Genomic DNA, 18227 nt, shown 5'->3' with positions numbered 1-18227 from the left:
TACCATTCTGTGTTCCTTCTGAAAAATAGAATTAACTACTTGCCAATAACACTTTCGTCACCGACTCTCCCACCTTCTTTAATTGGTGTGTCATTTGGAACAACAACAAACCTAAAATACCTGTGTGTCCCATAATTGCGAAGAAAGTTGTCATTGCTGATGCACCGCTTGGTGGGTACAAAGCAACAAGAGGTGCAGCTACAGAAAATAGCCATAAAAAAGTTTGGTTTTGGGGATAGGAAAACAATATGGCTAAAGCGACTACGGGTAAGATGATCACAGCACCCAAAACACCGTTAGTCCAAAATAGCCTCTGTCCATTTTTCATCAATAAAAGTAGCTGGGTTAAGGCTGCATAGATGACGGCTAAAGTACCAGCAAAAATTAGAGCGATTAGAGTGTTGAATTTGTCAGTTCCACCGCTCGAAGAGATGAGAGTAAATAAACTCAAGCCACTAATAGCGATTATGGCATTAATGGCGATCGCCACTACACCCGGACTTTTTTCACCCCAAATTAAATCTTGCATTAACTTACGCTTACCTCCCTGTGGAGAAGCCATGTGACGATAACGCGCCCAATCTTGTAAGGTATGACGATGGGGAGTCAGTGCGGCGATTAAATACAAGAACAAAAACAAATTCAGAAATATCAGGGTAGCCATATTTTCTGTTAATGCAGAAGAATAACTTCCCTCACCAAAAACTAATTTTGGCCAATTTGCACAGCCGATGGTGATAATTGTAAATGCGATAGTGAGTAAATAACTCTGCTGTTTAGTCAGCATGGTAGCATTGCGATCGCGGAAGCAACGTTGCAATGATTGCCAGATAAAATAACTCCCCAGTAAGTGAATCAATACAGCAAAACCAATGATTATTGCCCAACTATTGCCTAATGGTAGAGCAAACCACTGGAAATTAGATAAATCTGAGTAACTAATAAAATAGTATGGGTTAATCAGCTTTAAGACTGCAATGGGGTAATCAAATGATGTTTCATCTCTGAGTCCTTGCTGAGTTAAGAGTAGAAATCCTAAAACGGAACTACTTCCTAACCAAGCTTGAAAGCCACCTAGCCAAGAACCAACTAAGCTAAATAACAGTGCGCCACTGAAGTAAAGCAGGCTAGTAGTAATCACAATTGCATAGAAGCTGAAAATGAAGCTCAAAGAAATTTCAGCATTTAAACCTAACCACAAATGCACAGGAATCGCTATACATATTCCCAAATATACAAGTATGGGAACTCCTAGCATTTTACCGAAGAGAATGCTTTGTGGTGATTGGGGACTCAAGCGAATAAAATTCAGCGTATCACGTCTTTCTTCAGCAGATAAATCGTGGATAAGTAGATAACTACCCGCCACGATAATTGCAAAAGATCCGATCATACTCAAGCAGGTGAATGTATCTTGAAACCATAGCTGCCAGTTTATATTTATATTGCCAGAAGCATCTAAAAAACATTGATTGGCAATATCTAAATACCCGTCTGCACAGTATCTATTAGGTCTAGGATACAAGATATGATCCTTAGTCGGTAAGAGAGTTTGGAAATAAATAAATACTCCCAACTGACTCAGTAAGGAGGTAGTAATTGCTAGTAGCACATTCCGTTTATTTAGCCTTCCTTTAATTTCCCTTAATAGTTGGGGATTCCAGTCTCCGAGTTGATTTATCCAATTAGTGTGCATAGTTAAAACTTGTTTGGTAGTTGGTTTACAAGAAGTATGCAACTGGCAGATTATTTTTAGTTCGTAGTAAGGACTTTAGTCCTTATTTTGTTCGCATAGTTTTTCATGGATAAAGAGAGGACTGAAGTCCTCACTACGTTCGCATAGCGTGTCGTAGACAGACGCTACGCGAACACTACAAACGATACAGTTAACGTCCGGCAAGTAATGCTTGAGTGGCAGATTCTCCTGCTAATTTTATCTGCTTGTTGAGTTTAAAGTTCAACAATGTTAAAACAGTTAACTCAGATAAAAGTGCCATAAAAACTGTGATTGTTGCAGCTTCTTGTACCCCCACCCAGGGAAAACTAGACAGCAACCAAATTAGAGAATTTTTAGCGGGTGAGATGCCTAAAAGACCTAAAATAGTAGGTGGTAAAAACATGACTACACCTACAGTTCCCATTGCCCAAATACCGCGCTTGGGATTTTTCATCAATAGCATAAGTTGAGCTAAGGTAGTGTAGATCATCATCATGCTAATAAATAAAGATACGGATAGAATAGCTTTCAGTCTGCCAATATCATTCACCCAATCAATGGCATTATTATGATGAAAATTTAACACAGGTGCAAGAATAATCCAAACTACTAAAGGAGTAATAATAATGAAAAGGTTAATAGCCGTTGCTACCAAAGCTGGACTTTTTTCACCCCAAATTACATCCTTTAACCATGAACTATTCAAAAACCCTCGGCGATTAGAAACTTGGTGATAACTATACCTTGACCAATCTTGTATTTCTTGACGATGGGGTGATAAAATTACCATCATCCCAAACAATAAAACTAAGTTAAAAAACGCGATAATAAAAAAGTTTTGTCCTATTTGATGATTCAAATCGTAGTAGCAATTCTTCACATAAGGAACACAGTAATTACTTACATATTGTAGCGTAAACCCCCAAAAAACTAATTGACAACAACCTACAAACCAATAGCTCTGAGATTTATTTAAAACTGCTGCATTGGGATTGCGAAAACGACGCTGTAGTGCTTGCCAAGCCCAGTAAATGCCAACACCATAGTTAAATAAATGTAAGCCTACTAAACCCACAAAACTTTTACCTAGTGGTAAATAGAAAAACTGTAATTTATCAAGAGATGATTGATCATAGCGACTGAATAAGTTACCAAATAGATAACCCATCATATCAAAGGGGCTTAACAGTCTCAACCACGTAGCTGTATTGTGAATATTGGTGCTGTGTGATGATAAATTCAGGGTAATGAACAAAAATAGTAACACTGCACCACTAGCTAACCAAGGCTGAAACCCACTAAAAAAACGACTAATTAAGCCAAATAGCAGTGCGTAACTGTAGAAGAAAATGCAGCTAGCCACAAGAATAATATCAAAACTCAGAATGTGACTAAAGGCGATTTTGGCAGATAATCCAGCCAACAAATGTAAAGGTAAGGCAGCTATAACTATGAGATAAATAACAATTGGTACTCCTAACATTTTGCCTGTTAAAATACTCACCTCTGATTGAGGAGTGAGACGCAAAAAAATGAGAGTACCACGACGCTCTTCTTGGGCTAAATTATTGATGAGTAAATATGTGCCTGCAACTAACAAGATAAAGACAAACATCACACTGAGAGTTAAGAATATATATTCCCAGTGGTCTCGCCACCACAATGACATATTTATTTGGTCGCTGGGGCAGAATTTTTCATAGAGAAGCTTATTAAGATTAGTCTGCTCAGTTTTTAAGTTAGCTAGTTGTGTTTTTAATCCCTGAAGTTTCGCCGGGTCAAAGTTAGTATTACCAGTATAGGCATTGATTTTTTGCTGGACTATATCCATTTGTGGATATAGTGAATTAATATGCTGTTTATACCCTGCACTTAAATTACAATATGTCCCGGACATGGCATATTTTTCGCCAGGATAAGAACCAAATTGATATAGAAAAACTCCCAGTTGCCCAATAAGTGATAAACCAACAGCAATGACTAGATTAAAAACCTTGAGGCGACCTTTAATTTCTCTCAATAATTGAGGATTCCAGTCACCTATTTTATCGATAAAATTCTGCATTATCATCAACATCTCCCCATTAAATAATTCAATTAAGATGCTTGTTTGTGTCCCAGTTTCAAGAAAATACTTTCTAAGTCTTCTTGTATGCAGTGAAAATCAGTTATGGGAAAGCCAGATTTAACTAGCGATCGCAATAATTCAGCGCAGTCTTCCTGTGTCCCGGAAAAATTCACTCTTAAGCTATTTTTCCCTGGTAGTTTTTCCCATTCTTCTACACAAGAATGATGTTTAACTTCACTTAAAAGTGCCTCTAAATCACCTAATGTTGATAAAATTATTTGTTGACGAGACAGCCGTTGATAAAGATGTTGGAGTGAAGCACTTTCTACTAAAAAACCTAACTCCATAATGCCTACAGAACTACATAGTTCTGCTAAGTCGCTGAGGACGTGGGAAGAAATTAAAATTGTCATCCCTGCTTCTTGCAAGGCCTTGATAATTTCCCGAAACTGCATTCTGGCAATGGGGTCAAGTCCAGAAACAGGCTCATCTAAAAGCAGTAAAATCGGCTCATGGATGATAGTGCGTGCTAAACTCAAACGCTGCTTCATCCCCCGTGACAGGGTAGAAATGAGACTGTGGCGTTTATTACCCAGTTGGATGAGTTCTAAAACTTCGTGTAAGCGTTGGGTGCGGCGTGGTTCTCGCAGACGATATAAACGGGCAAAATAATCTAAGTAATCCCAGACATTTAAATCTTCATACAGTGGATAATCATCGGGGAGGTAGCCAAGACGACGTTTGAGGGTGGGGTTACTCTTGTCACGACGCAGGCGATCGCCGTTAATATAAATCTCACCCGTAGTTGGTTCTTCAGCTGCTGCCAACATCCGAATGAGAGTTGTTTTACCTGCGCCATTGGGGCCTATGAGTCCATATACTTCCCCCATTTGGATTTCTAAGTCAACATCGTTAACGGCTACGTGCCGTTCAAATTGCTTAGTTAATCCACAGGTGCGGATTGCTAATTCTTTTACCATAGCGGCTGGGGTACGGCTGTTGTTTAAACACTAACCTAACCTCTTTCTACAGCTTTCGTCAGTTCCGTTACGGAAATTGTAACCAGGTTCTCTACGTAATCGCACAAAATTAAATTCATTGCTAGATAGAGAGATAGGAAAGCCAAATAATGATAAAGGATGGATATGTTAGAACTAGAGGCTATTAGAGGTAAATGTGTATGAGTAACAATGATTTGCTTTCTCGTATTTCTATCGAACCGAATATTTGTTTCGGTAAACCTGGCATTCGTGGACACCGTATTTGGGTTTATTTAATTTTGGATTATTTAGCTGGTGGCGCAAAAATTGAAGAAGTGCTGGAAGCTTATCTAAGTATAGAAAGAGAAGATGTACTAGCTTGTATAGCCTACGGCGCAGAGATGGCGCAAGATGTTTTTGTGGAACTTCCTTTGAACAACAAAAAGGAAGCTAGTGCGTGAAATTAAAATCAGCACGAGTGGCTAGGGTAATGTTATGGTTGCTGCGTATTTCTCTAATATTGACAGTATTTTCTACATTCTTCAAACTGATTTATAACTCCATATCAGCGTCTCACTCAACGATCACTACTTTACTGTATTTATTTTCTCTACCTTCTATATTCATCAATCTAGCAATATTACTGCTGTCATTAGTTTGGATCTATCTTCTGCACGAAGACCTACACCACTGCTATGACGATTATCCTATTAATAGCTGGAATGCCTTATGGAGCTTGATTTTCATCATTTTCATTTGGAAAACGCTAATAACGATCGCCCGTTATTTTCGAGCCGAGACAGGTCGCTTACACCGCTACGGACTCCGCCTCTATCGCTTAGTGCCTGTAATATATGCCATTTTCATTGCGTCCTATTTGCTGCGGCGATTGATATACAAGTATGACTATCTGGGAAGGCCGGAGTCAATCAGAAATATCCCAGAGTTTCTTGTCCTAATAGCGATCGCTTGTAAAAATATCCTAGAGCTAGGTGGGGTAATTGTCTTAGTAATAATTGCCCAGACCATTGTCAATGCTATGCAGTTGAAAGTCAATCAAATCAATCATCAAGTTGCATAAAAGCCGGACGTATAACTTAGTACACACCCGGCCTAATTACTAAACTAAAGTTATTACGCCAATTGATTCATAACAGAACTAACATCAACCATCAACTTCTGCCCCAACTTGAGTAAATTCTCACACTGATGAGGATCTTCTTGACTAGTTAGACATAAGGGTATGACTTGACTGTGCAGACAGCTAAAGTATAGTTCTTGGGATTGGTGTAATGAAATGCCAATATTTAACTGATATGCCACATCAATCAACCGTTCTAGGCATTGGATATCAGTAGCAAAACTACCATTGCTATCGTGCAGCAATCTCCAGAGTAACCGCGAAATCAACTGTTCTAGCATCTGCTTGCCTTCAGGAATATTTAAGTGACAACGCAGATGTTTCGCTTCAGTGGCGATCGCCTCTAATTCTACTACGTGATTCCAAACCAACGTAGGTTCGGTGATATCTTGCTCTAGCGATCGTAATGTAGTCATAGAGCGATATCCTAAAGCAATCTCGGCTGCCACTTGCAACTCTTGCGGTACATCCAGTTCATCGCGGTGAAAAGCTACTAGTACGCCATAATTATCGCGGTAGGCTTGGGTGTAAAGTTGGTCTAAACGTGTCAGGGTTTCTTGAGAAAGTAACCGCATGATACGGTGGCGTTCTTCTGCAAACAGATTTTGCAAGTTGTATGCTTGACCACTAAACACCTGTGTCATTACCAGGATAGTTTGGGCTGCGCTAGCTTGTTGCAGTGCGCTGAACAGCTTTTCTTTCAACTGGCTGTAGTCCCGTCGTCCGGTAAATATTTGAATGCAGCAATGGAAATCCCAACCGCCTAAATGCAGCACGGCGAAGACTAAGTTTTCGCTTTCCCAGGTAATATCAGAGACGAGCTTTAAATGACCAACTGCTAAAGTCAACGATCCCATGCGTTGCAATTGGTAGTCTATTTCATTAACGGTATAGCAATAAACGTGCTGGTGGTGATTACCGGGAGATGATCCCTGACCATTGAATATAGATGTAATGGCGTAATGGGCAGCTACTTGTTTAAAACTAATCTGGGCAGTTTGTACTAGTTGGCGATATATTTCTGCACCATGTTTAAAAGTCTCAACATTACTGGGGGCTAAACCGAGGCGTTTGAGGAAGCCTTTTTCTAGTTGCACACCAGCCACATCTCCCGCCAGTTCCAATGCACGGGCGGCGTAACGGAGAATTTGAGTTCCTTCTGGGCGGGAAAGTTCTTCAAAAAACCAGCCGCAACTGGTGAACATAAATAAACTATGACGCTGCATTTCTAATAAGCGCAAAGCGTCTACCTGTTCGGCGGCGGTGAGTTTGTGGGTTTGATGACGAGCCAGAAAACGGCTAACATTGGCAGCAGAGCGATCGCGGATGACATTAATATATTCATCTCTTGCTAGCCAGGGATCACGGAATAATTGTTTCCCAGATTCTTCATAAACTGGAACTAACTGATCCCGCAGCCAATTTAAAGCATTCCGCAACGGTCGCCGCCATTTTTGATGCCAGATACCGCCTTCACCACCACAACCACAGTCATCTTGCCATCTGTCTACACCGTGGGCGCAACTCCATGCAGTCACAGATTTTAACTCAACTTCCCATCTGGGTGAATTTAAGCTGAGGTAATGCGCGAAGTTTGTCACCGTCCAACCATTTTGGGGAAACTCTTCGATAAAAGCGTAGGCGATCGTTTTTTCTGTTCCCTTTTTATGGTGTCCGAAGGTTTCCCCATCTGTAGCCACAGAAATCAATTGTGACTGACGGTGATCCCCACGCACAGCTGAACCAATGCGCCCAGCAAAGTGGTGAGAATTATAGACGACATCACTAAAACCCATATCTCGTGAAATGGGGCCGTCGTAGAAGAAAATATCAATATATGGGCATTGGGAAGTGGGAATTGGCAATTGGTCATTGAGATTTCCCATTCCCCGATCCCCGCGCAAATAACAACGATAGGGACGGGTGGGATCAATCTGATTACCGCCAACTTCGTGCCATTCTGGTTGGGGATCATTTTCTGACTGGAAGGGACGACAACGCAGAGCTTGGGATGGTGCGAGGACAATAAAGCGAATACCTTCAGTCACCAAAGCTTCTAAGGTTGCGTAGTCTACGGCGGTTTCCGCTAACCACATCCCTTCGGGATCACGACCAAAGCGAGAACGGAAGTCTGCTTTCCCCCAGCGAATTTGGGTGTATTTATCCTGTTCATTCGCCAAGGGCATGATGATGTGATTATATACTTGTGCGATCGCGTTCCCGTGACCATGCAATCGCTGACAACTTTTTGCGTCCGCCTCTAAAATCCGTTGATAAACCTCCACATCATGACGTTCTAGCCACGACATCAGAGTCGGGCCAATATTAAAGCTCATATATTCGTAATTATTGACGATCCCCGTGACTTCGCCTCGGTCATTTAACACTCTGGCAAAAGCATTAGGACGGTAGCATTCCCAATGAATGCGCTCATTCCAATCATGGAAAGGTGAGGCACTAGGTTGACGTTCAATGGCATCTAAATAAGGATTTTCCCGTGGCGGCTGGTAAAAATGACCATGCACCGTCACATACACACCTGTAGCTTTGCTCAGGGGATCGCTGTGGTGAGTATCTTGGGTAGAGAAATTTGATGTTAATGTTGAGCCAGAGATAGCTGGCCGTTCAGCAGCAGAAGTCATGTATATTTATCCAAAAAAAAACTTACACTTATGCCGGAAACATTTGATCCAAACCTTTCTACACAAGTTTGAAAGCAAAATCCGGTATATATGAAAACTATGAGTACGGAATACAGCTAAATTACGACGAATGTGATCTTATTATGATAGTAAATCTGCGTTATCGCCAGACTGTTTTCCAGATTTGACGAAACTATTAGTTATGATACCCCGTCATGGACTAGTTACTGGTTGTTTGAACGATGCTTATTATTTGATTTTTTTTGGTTGGCAGAAATAAATAATGAAAAATTTAATTATCTTTTAATACATTAAAAACTATTTTTGGTGTAGAAATATTATTTTCTAATTTAGAGTTTTGCTACAGAAGATTGCGAAGTTATAAGAAGTTGTGACTATATTTTACATACTTTACTAACCGTTACATTCTTGATTAGGTTTTATCGATACTTTTGGGTATCCTGGAGTCTAGTTAGGGATTAACAAAACATAAATTACTCAATAAATGTAGGTGGGTTAGCGACAGCCTAACCCACCATGATTTGAGGCTTTAATCAGTGAATAGTCCTAACGGTGGATGCTGGGGGACTTAAAACCAATGATTTCGACTCATAACTTTTTACTGATAACTGTTAATTGGAAGTCCCTGATCAAATCCTTGTATATTTTGATTTGTAAAAGATATTGGTGATTAATCACTCAACTAAGAGTCACAAATGTCAGCTAAAAACATTCTTTTTCTTGTTCTCTTACTTTTTAGTCCCATTTCCTTGGCGGCGCATTTTCTCGAATGGGGAGATTTGCTAGTTTTCATCACCGCAGGTTTAGCAATTCTGCCCCTGGCAGCTTGGATGGGTACAGCTACAGAAGAAATTGCGGTGGTGGTAGGGCCAAGCTTGGGGGGGCTGTTAAACGCCACTTTTGGCAATGCTACCGAACTGATTATTGCTTTAGTAGCTTTGAATGCTGGACTAGTTAATGTTGTCAAAGCCAGTATTACCGGCTCAATTATCAGTAACTTACTGCTGGTGATGGGTTTCTCGATGCTTTTGGGTGGACTACGACATAAAGAACAGACATTCCAACCAATTGTGGCGCGGGTAAATGCTTCTTCAATGAATTTGGCCGTAATTGCCATGTTGCTACCCACAGCAATGAACTACACTTCTAAAGGCATTGGCGAACAAGTCCTGCAAAATCTCTCTCTGGCTGTGGCTGTGGTGTTGATTGTGGTTTACGCCCTCACCCTACTATTTTCCATGAAAACCCACGCCTATTTATATGATGTCGGTGTGGTAGAAACTGAAATTGAGGAAACTCATACCAAACCCAATATTTGGTTATGGAGTGGGGTGTTGTTAGTCTGTACCCTGTTGGTAGCGTTAGAGTCAGAGTTATTGGTTGATACCTTGGAGGTGGCGACTTCTCAACTAGGGTTAACAGCACTGTTTACAGGGGTGATATTAGTTCCCATTGTGGGTAATGCGGCGGAACACGCCACAGCCGTCACTGTAGCCATGAAAAATAAAATGGATCTTTCTGTATCGGTGGCTGTGGGTTCTAGTATGCAAATTGCCCTATTTGTCGCCCCTGTATTAGTAATTGCAGGGTGGATACTCGGTCAGCCAATGGATTTAGATTTTCAACCCTTTGAATTAGTGGCTGTGGTTGTATCGGTGTTAATTGCTAATAGTATTAGTTCTGATGGTAAGTCTAATTGGTTGGAAGGGACTTTGTTATTAGCGGCTTACACTGTATTGGGATTCGCTTTTTACTTTCACCCACCTATTAGCGGTATTGGCTAGTAGTTCTCACAGTTGAATATTTCTACATTCAAATCCCCGACTTCTTGAAGGATACATCTGGCGAATAGGGGGTCTGACCCCCTATTCGCCAATAAGCAGTAAGTAAGAAGATACTTAACTGGTTGTATCTTCTGATATTGGAAAAAGAATAATTCAGTATTTAAGGCATATGTGAACGAAAACCTAATTTTTGCTTAGTGGTAATTCATATAGCCGTAGACTTACCGAAAGGTATTACCATTACTAATTTTGTGATATTTTGCGTAAGTCCTATGATTAACAAGCTCCAAAATTTATAGCGTTTCTTGGTTGAGTGAGATAGAACCCCGCCCCCAACCCCTCCTCCGAAGTTCTGTTCGGCGGAAACCGCCGCGAGGAGAGGACTATGATTTACCTCATATAATTAGGAAACGCTATATAGGGATTGTTAATTTTGAATTCGGAGTGCAGCGACGTGACAAATCCCCGTCAAATAGCTTTTTTAACCCTACGAGATGTTCATAAAGGGGCTTACGCTGATGTTGCATTAGATAGGGTGCTACGAAAAGTTAACCTGTCTGATATTGACCGCCGTTTGGTGACAGAATTAGTATATGGCAGCGTTAGAAGACAACGTACTCTTGACTCTCTGATTGACCAACTCGCCAAAAAGAAATCTCATCAACAGCCAAGCGAACTCCGCAGTATTTTACATTTAGGCTTTTATCAACTGCGTTATCAAGAACGTATCCCTGTGTCTGCGGCTGTCAATACTACAGTCCAACTGGCTAAGGATAATGGCTTGGCTGGACTTACAGGTTTTGTCAATGGTTTGTTACGTCAGTACGTTCGTTTAGCAGAAAAATTACCAGACCCTTTAGAGTTACCAGAAAATCCAGTAGAACGGTTAGGAATTTTACACAGTTTTCCTGATTGGATCATCCAAGTTTGGTTAGAACAATTGGGTGTAGAGGAGACGGAAAAACTCTGTGAGTGGATGAACCAAACACCTACCATTGACTTAAGAATTAATCCTCTGCGGACTTCGATTGAGGAAGTAGAAACAGCGTTAACATCGGCGGGGATTTTAGCTAGACGAATACCTCATTTACCCCAAGCTTTACGATTAATTGGGAATAGTGGGGCGATTCAAAATCTCCCTGGATTTAATGAAGGTTGGTGGGTTGTCCAGGATGCTAGCGCACAGTTGGTGAGTCATATACTTGACCCCCAAATTGGGGAAGTAATTATTGATGCTTGTGCTGCACCAGGGGGGAAGACAACCCACATGGCTGAGTTAATGCAGGATAAAGGAAAAATCTTGGCTGGCGATCGCACTGCCTCCCGGTTGCGTAAACTTAAAGACAATGCCCAACGCCTGGGTTTACACTCAATTGAAATTTACACTGGCGACAGCCGAAATTCACCACAGTTCGATCATACCGCCGACCGGGTTTTATTAGATGCGCCTTGTTCTGGTTTAGGTACTCTCCACCGTCATGCTGATGCGCGTTGGCGACAAACACCCGCCTCTGTGGTAGAACTTTCGACACTGCAAAAGGAACTAACATCACAAACATCAAAATTTGTCAAACCCGGTGGGGTGCTAGTTTACGCTACTTGTACCCTACACTCAGCCGAAAATGAAGGTGTGATCACAGAATTTTTAAGAGAGCATTCCGATTGGCAAATTGAACCCTTGAGCGTTGATTCACCTTATTCTATCTATGGCACACCCCAAGGTTGGTTAAAACTTTGGCCTCATCGTCAGGACATGGATGGGTTTTTCATGGTGCGCTTAAGAAAAACCAATGATTCGGGGTGAATACGATCAAGGATTGTACGATTTGATGAAAGCCTGAATCTCCCAGAGGAGGCAGCAATGATAACAGATGCCAATGTCAAAAATTTAGTTAAAATTCTGATTGGAGCTGCATGGATCGACGGCAGAATTCAACCAGAAGAACGGCAATATCTACGTGAAATAGCTCAGGCCAAAGGTTTGGCTACAGATCCAGAGATTAAACCGTGGCTGTATGAATTAGTTCCGGTACAACCCAATGAATGTTACGCATGGGTAAAAGAATACTTAGGCGATCGCCCCAGCAGTGAAGACTGCGAAAATCTGATTGAGGCCATCAGTGGTTTAATTTACAGTGATGGTGAGGTAGCGATCGAAGAAGCAAGACTCTTGACAAAATTGCAAGAGTTAACCCAAATGAATGAATCCAATCAGTCAGCGCATACTGCACTGCTCAAAAAAATTCAAAAGCTTTACCGTCGTTGGGTTGAAGTTCAGAACTAACTATAGTCAAAAGTCTTTAGCTTAGACTTGATTGACTAATGACTAATGACTATTGACTAATTATGACTTCGGTTCACCCAGACCCGGAGTTTCTTCTTTTTCAATTTTAGGCACAAAATCAGGACGCTCCTTGCTTTCCCAACCAGCAGGACGTTTAGAATTGTACCAAGCAATAGAACCAATGGAGACAGCAGCAATAAAGCCCACTACATAGACCAATGTAAAAGCTAGAGGGAAATGAGAGCCACTTGTGGCGACTGAATCTACTGTTTGCATCAATAATGGCATATATATGCTCCTAAGTTACGCAACACTTCTTAATACAGTATAGAAACAGAGTATCATTTACATCTACTATCAGTGGGAAATATCTGATATTACATGAGAGAGATCAGATATTTCCCAGGTATGAGATCAGTCGTGATTATATCAGGACTTACGCAAAAAGTCTCTCAAACCCTTATTTCTCTGTGTTCTCTGCGTCTCTGTGGTATGCGCTACGCGAACGTTATTCCGTAAATTGTGCGTAAGTCCTATGTATCTAATACCAGTTCTCAAAATATTTGTAACACGTTAATCATCTGTAGGGACGCAAGGTTTTGCACCCCTGCTTGTGTATTTTTTAACTAAATATATTTTTTTTGCACTTGCAGATTTTCTTAAAAAGCACTTATTACAGCAAATTATTTTTTCTTTTTCTGCAAAATTAGTGATAAAAATTCTATTTTTTAGTCATAAAAAAATACTGTTTACAAACTTAAAATAACGTCTGTTTAAAGGATTAAAAAACACCTCTTCAAAGCTCTCCTCCTGTAAGCAAAGAGTCTTCAAAATATTTATTGTTCGCTGAAAAGGAAATAAATTTAAGCCCCTTTCCGCGTGCGAAAGGGATTGTGGAGAATTTCATCGAACTCACATTAAAAGACAACTTGCATCATACCAAAAACAACAACTTATCATAAATTGTCAAGATTTTTATATATGACACGCTGTCAAACTTGAAAAATAAGTGAACCTAGTAAATAAGACAGGGTGTCAAACTAAAATAACTCGATAAAAGTGCTTGACAGATATTCGTATTTATCGATAATGTTTTGTTTAGTTAATAAATACAATAATCATTTTAATTTTGGAGAACTCAATGAAGCAAGAGTTATGGGTGCTGCCATTAAGTTTATTGGGTGCATTCGTTGGTTCACCATCATTAGCATCAGAGATTGCGGTTGAAGAATCAGATATTAATCAAAAATATCAAAATTTTAATTCAGATATTTTGCAAGTGAGTGAAGTAACCCAACACTCTACTGATGCAATATTATTGATGCAGCCATCGAAGTTACAAGTAGTTCAATCTGAGAAATTAGCACAAACTGAAGTCCCATTAGAAGATGATGCAGATATCAGTTTAGAAGCCATAGGCGAACAAAATTCACTGCCTCAATCTACACCAACTTACATTATTGAAAAAGAGGAAATTCAAAAACAAGGAGCAACAAGCGTTGCTGATGTTTTAAAAAGAATGCCGGGGTTTGCTATCAATGATGTTGGACACGGTGCAGACATTCACACAGGTACATATTATCGCGGACATTCAATTAACCAGTCTGTCTTTTTAATTAATGGTAGACCGATTAATAATGATGTGAATACCTATCATGGTGCTACGGATTTAAATAGTATTCCTGTAGAAGCGATTGAGAGAATAGAAGTATCTAGCGGTGCATCCACAGCTTTGTATGGTTCTTCGGCTTTTGGCGGAGTAATTAATATTATTACTAAACAAGGGAGCAGCACTCCCAAGTTTAACGCCACAGTAGAATTTGGTTCGTTAAATTTAAATAATCAGCAAACTAGTTTTAGTAGTGGCGGTAAAAACTTTAGATATAATTTGAGCTTTGAACGATTTTTTATTGATAATCGTTATAAAGTACCTCAAGGTGCAGCTAACCGCGATGCTAGCGGTAATTTATTCAATGCAGATACAGCCACTAGCACCTATTTTGGTAACTTAGCGGTTGATTTGAACCCCAAAAATACCTTGAGTTTTGATGTGAAAAAACTCAGTAGTCGTCGGGGGTTGATTTATTTCGGCTTCCCTTTGCAAAGAGACAGGTTAGACCACGATGGATTAAATATTGGTTTATCTTGGCGATCGCAACTTGCGAAAGACTCTAACCTTACCACTACACTAGGTTATAACCAAGACTACTTTAATACTTACGGCCCTACGGTTTTTCAAGGCAACACATTTTACCGCACTGGTACATTAGACACACAAAACTTAACAGCCAGAGTAGACCATGAATGGCGACTCACCAACAATAATCGTCTACGTTGGGGTTTAGATTTAAAAAATACCAATTTAGATGGGATTACTAACAGTACCAGCCCCAATCGAATCGCTTTGAATGAAGAAGAAAATCGCAGTGTATTGAATACAGCATTGTTTGCGGTTAATACTTGGGATTTGAGCGACACTTTTCAGGTAGATTTAGGTTTAAGACAAAGCTTTGATTCTCAATTTGGCAATTATCTCAATCCCAGTGTGGGTTTGCGTTATGCGATGTCCCCCAATATTGCTGTGCGGGGAAGCTGGACTAGTGGACAACGTAACCCAGGATTAGACCAGTTATATCTTTATGATACGGTGCATGGTTGGTTGTCTAATCCAGATTTAAAACCAGAAACAGGATCATCATGGACTGCGGGGCTGGATGTTAATTTTACTCAAGATTTGACAGGACAATTTACCTACTTTGGTAGTAGTTTAGATAATCGTCTGGGAATTATTCAAGGGCAATGGCAAAACATTGGGCTAGTTGATACTAATGGATTAGAAGCTGCATTGCGTTGGCGATTTACTAGGAATTGGTCAACGTTTGTTAACTACACTTACACCGATGCTCAAATTAAAACAGGAACAGAACGAGGTTTGCAATTGGGTTTGATTCCCTATTCTAATTTGCAAGCTGGTATTGGCTATCAACAAAATGGATGGCAAGCCAATCTATACGCTACATATAATAGTGGTGCTAGAAGGGCTTTGTTTAATAATCCTAATGATAAAAATACAGACTTTGCACCATCTTATGTAAATTTTGATTTGAGTGGACGCATCCCTTTAAGTAAAGGTTTGGGGCTGACGTTTTATTTAGAAAATTTACTTGGCGAACAATACGAACGAGTGAACAGAATTTATAGTCCTGGGTTTACTTTCCGGGTTGGTTTAAATTCAAGTATTTAATACCAAGACAGGGGGATGACTCCTTGGCGTAGGCTTCCATCTATGCACAGATGACGCGCATTTCTCACAAGCAGTAGATAAACAGTGTAGGTTGGGTTAAGCGCAGCACAAAAGCTTAACCTATATCTCTGTGTTGGGTTTCCTGTCGTCAATCCGGGCTGAGTAGCTGCATAATTCTCTCAAGTCAAATATATACTCTAGTTAGAGGTTCATCTGAGCCTGTTGACAGAAAAATTTTTGACAACGTGGAGAAATCAATATGGCATTTATTTATGGTAATTCTGGAAAAAACAATCTCTACGGTACTTATGCTGCTGATTCTATATTTGGCTATGGGGATAATGACATAATTTATGGTTACGATGGTGATGACAATTTATACGGCGGAAGTGGTGATGACATTCTGAATGGTGGAATCGGTAGAGACAGAATGGTTGGCGGAACTGGTGATGATAAATACTATGTGAATTCTATTTATGATACGGTCGTAGAATATAGCGGAGAAGGAACTGATAGGATTTACACCTCAGTAAATCTCACCACTTTACCTGCAAATGTAGAAAATTTAACTCTACAAGGATCTGTCCGTATTGGTTGGGGAAACGAGCTAGATAATAGAATTGACGGAAATAACAGCGACAACTCCCTAGCCGGTTGGGGAGGAAGTGATGTTCTTGATGGTCGGGGTGGGAAAGACTTCCTTTTTGGTGGGGATGGAAATGATTACCTCTTTGGTGGGGATGGTGATGATTCTCTCTATGGTGGAAATGATCACGATTTCCTTTTTGGCGAAAGTGGTAATGATTTACTTGATGGTGGGACTGGTAACGATTTTCTGAAAGGTTATCTAGATAATGATCTAGGTTATAGCTATGGTGAACGAGATACCCTAACTGGTGGTGCGGGTGCTGATACCTTTGCTCTCGGTTATAATAATTCTTCTTTTGGTGTAGTTGAAATTGCTTACTACGCTGATGGTAATGCAGGATATGCAATAATTACCGATTTTAGTTGGTCGGACGGTGATAAAATCCGTTTTGGTGGAAGTATTGGTAACTATACTTTAGACCGCACTAGAAATTATCATGGCAGTTCAGCTTTAGATACGGCTATTTATTATCAAGGTGATTTGATAGCTGTTTTATCTGATACGACTAATTTTTCTTTGGCTTTCGACAGTATTTTTTAATTTGTAGTAATTCTTTGGGAAATATGATGAATTGTGTCTCTACAAGTAGGTAGAAAACTATCACCAGGCTCGATCATATTGGACTGGCCAATGTTTCTCGTGTCCTAGTTCTTTAGCAGCTAAGTGAGGCCAGTAGGGATTGCGGAGTAATTCCCGCCCTAAAAGTACCATGTCGGCTACGCCATCGCGAATAATTTGATCTGCTTGTTCGGGGGAAGTGATTAAACCAACTGCACCTGTGGCGATATTAGTTTCTTGACGGATGCGTTGGGCAAACTGGGTTTGATATCCGGGTTTTACGGGAATATTGATACCGGGTATGATTGCCCCTGAAGAACAATCGATGAGGTCTACACCAAGAGATTTAAGTTCTTTACTTAAGGTAATACTTTGTTCAATGTCCCAACCTTTATCTACCCAATCTGTCGCCGAAATACGGACAAACAGAGGGTATGTTTGCGGCCATATTTCTCGGACGGCTGTAACGACTTCTCGCAGTAGGCGGGTACGGTTTTCAAAGCTACCACCGTAATCATCTTGGCGTTGGTTGACTAAAGGTGAAAGAAACTGATGTAATAAGTAGCCGTGGGCTGCATGGATTTCTATGACTTTGAAACCAGCTTGTAGAGAACGTTGGGTAGCTTGGACAAAGGCCTGAGTAACTTGCTGGATTCCTTCTAGACTGAGGGCTTCGGGGACTGGACTATCTTTACTAAATGCGATCGCACTACTCGAAACTAATGGCCGCCAACCTTCTTGGGATTCATCTAACACTTTTCCCCCGCGACTGGGTTTAGCTGTGCTGGCTTTCCTCCCTGCGTGGGCTAGTTGAATACCAGCTACAGCCCCAAAGTTATGGATCAATCCCGCAATCTTAGCTAAATATTCTATGTGATCATCTGACCAAATTCCTAAGTCTTGGGGACTAATCCGGCCGCGAGGTTCTACAGCCGCCGCTTCTGTAATGATTAAACCTGCACCACCCACAGCACGAGATGCTAAATGAACCAAATGCCAGTCGTTAGCAAATCCATTGGTGCTGGAATATTGACACATGGGCGACATGGCGATGCGGTTGCGGAAGGTGACTTCACGAAGCTTGAGTGGTTCAAATAGGTGTGCCATTGATACTAATTCCTTCTCTGGTTCGGTGAAAA

13 protein-coding genes are annotated in these 18227 nt (G+C 40.6%); 7 read left to right on the top strand and 6 right to left on the bottom strand.

Translation table 11 applies throughout. The features are described from left to right. Positions 1-31: 31 nt before the first annotated feature. The 3 genes from ACM0OR_RS16560 to ACM0OR_RS16550 all read right to left on the bottom strand — a co-directional run bounded on the left by ACM0OR_RS16560 (position 32) and on the right by ACM0OR_RS16550 (position 4765). Positions 32-1696 carry a hypothetical protein gene (locus ACM0OR_RS16560; protein WP_414577462.1) on the bottom strand — a complete coding sequence of 555 codons (1665 nt, stop codon included), beginning with the start codon at positions 1694-1696 and terminating at the stop codon, positions 32-34. Between the two features lie 190 nt (positions 1697-1886). Further along, entirely contained in the window at positions 1887-3785 is a 1899-nt protein-coding gene (locus tag ACM0OR_RS16555) for an ABC transporter permease subunit (protein WP_414577486.1), read from the bottom strand. Between the two features lie 29 nt (positions 3786-3814). Further along, positions 3815-4765 (bottom strand): ABC transporter ATP-binding protein, encoded by a 951-nt coding sequence (locus tag ACM0OR_RS16550; RefSeq protein WP_414577460.1) that lies wholly within the window; start codon positions 4763-4765, stop codon positions 3815-3817. A gap of 200 nt (positions 4766-4965) precedes the next feature. Between ACM0OR_RS16550 and ACM0OR_RS16545 the strand changes: the two genes are divergently transcribed. After that, complete coding sequence (locus tag ACM0OR_RS16545) at positions 4966-5226, top strand: DUF433 domain-containing protein (RefSeq protein ID WP_414577458.1); 261 nt, start codon at positions 4966-4968, stop codon at positions 5224-5226. Then, positions 5223-5846, top strand: coding sequence for a hypothetical protein (locus ACM0OR_RS16540; protein ID WP_414577456.1), 624 nt, complete (start codon positions 5223-5225; stop codon positions 5844-5846). The genes ACM0OR_RS16545 and ACM0OR_RS16540 overlap by 4 nt, the downstream gene beginning before the upstream one ends. Before the next feature lie 53 nt (positions 5847-5899). Here ACM0OR_RS16540 and ACM0OR_RS16535 read toward each other — a convergent pair whose 3' ends face one another. Beyond that, positions 5900-8548: a DUF3536 domain-containing protein gene (locus ACM0OR_RS16535; RefSeq protein WP_414577454.1), complete on the bottom strand. Its 2649-nt coding sequence runs from the start codon at positions 8546-8548 to the stop codon at positions 5900-5902. A 716-nt stretch (positions 8549-9264) separates the two neighbouring features. On the opposite strand from ACM0OR_RS16535, the gene cax reads away from it, so the two are divergent. From cax to ACM0OR_RS16520, 3 genes are all read left to right on the top strand, one after another. Continuing rightward, a complete protein-coding gene (gene cax / locus ACM0OR_RS16530; protein ID WP_414577452.1) occupies positions 9265-10353 on the top strand; it encodes a calcium/proton exchanger in 1089 nt (362 codons plus the stop codon). Between the two features lie 454 nt (positions 10354-10807). Next, the gene (locus ACM0OR_RS16525; protein WP_414577450.1) at positions 10808-12157 is read left to right on the top strand and encodes a 16S rRNA (cytosine(967)-C(5))-methyltransferase; all 1350 of its coding nucleotides are present in this window, start codon (positions 10808-10810) and stop codon (positions 12155-12157) included. Between the two features lie 57 nt (positions 12158-12214). Further along, positions 12215-12637, top strand: coding sequence for a TerB family tellurite resistance protein (locus tag ACM0OR_RS16520; protein ID WP_190705791.1), 423 nt, complete (start codon positions 12215-12217; stop codon positions 12635-12637). A 60-nt stretch (positions 12638-12697) separates the two neighbouring features. Here the strand turns inward: ACM0OR_RS16520 and psb35 are convergent, their stop codons facing one another. Next, positions 12698-12925: a photosystem II assembly protein Psb35 gene (psb35, locus tag ACM0OR_RS16515; RefSeq protein ID WP_323268368.1), complete on the bottom strand. Its 228-nt coding sequence runs from the start codon at positions 12923-12925 to the stop codon at positions 12698-12700. An 853-nt stretch (positions 12926-13778) separates the two neighbouring features. On the opposite strand from psb35, the gene ACM0OR_RS16510 reads away from it, so the two are divergent. Together ACM0OR_RS16510 and ACM0OR_RS16505 are read left to right on the top strand one after the other, a co-directional pair. Beyond that, positions 13779-15881, top strand: a complete 2103-nt coding sequence (locus ACM0OR_RS16510; RefSeq protein WP_414577448.1) for a TonB-dependent receptor plug domain-containing protein — start codon at positions 13779-13781, stop codon at positions 15879-15881. Positions 15882-16140: 259 nt separating this feature from the next. After that, positions 16141-17070: a calcium-binding protein gene (locus tag ACM0OR_RS16505; RefSeq protein WP_323268370.1), complete on the top strand. Its 930-nt coding sequence runs from the start codon at positions 16141-16143 to the stop codon at positions 17068-17070. 60 nt (positions 17071-17130) lie between these two features. Here ACM0OR_RS16505 and namA read toward each other — a convergent pair whose 3' ends face one another. Continuing rightward, complete coding sequence (gene namA / locus ACM0OR_RS16500) at positions 17131-18195, bottom strand: NADPH dehydrogenase NamA (RefSeq protein ID WP_414577447.1); 1065 nt, start codon at positions 18193-18195, stop codon at positions 17131-17133. Positions 18196-18227 lie beyond the last annotated feature (32 nt).

Source organism: Anabaena sp. CCY 9402-a (assembly GCF_963920945.1).
In the GTDB taxonomy this organism is placed as follows: Bacteria; Cyanobacteriota; Cyanobacteriia; order Cyanobacteriales; family Nostocaceae; genus Trichormus; species Trichormus minutissimus.
This window is presented reverse-complemented; position numbering and strand designations above follow the sequence as displayed.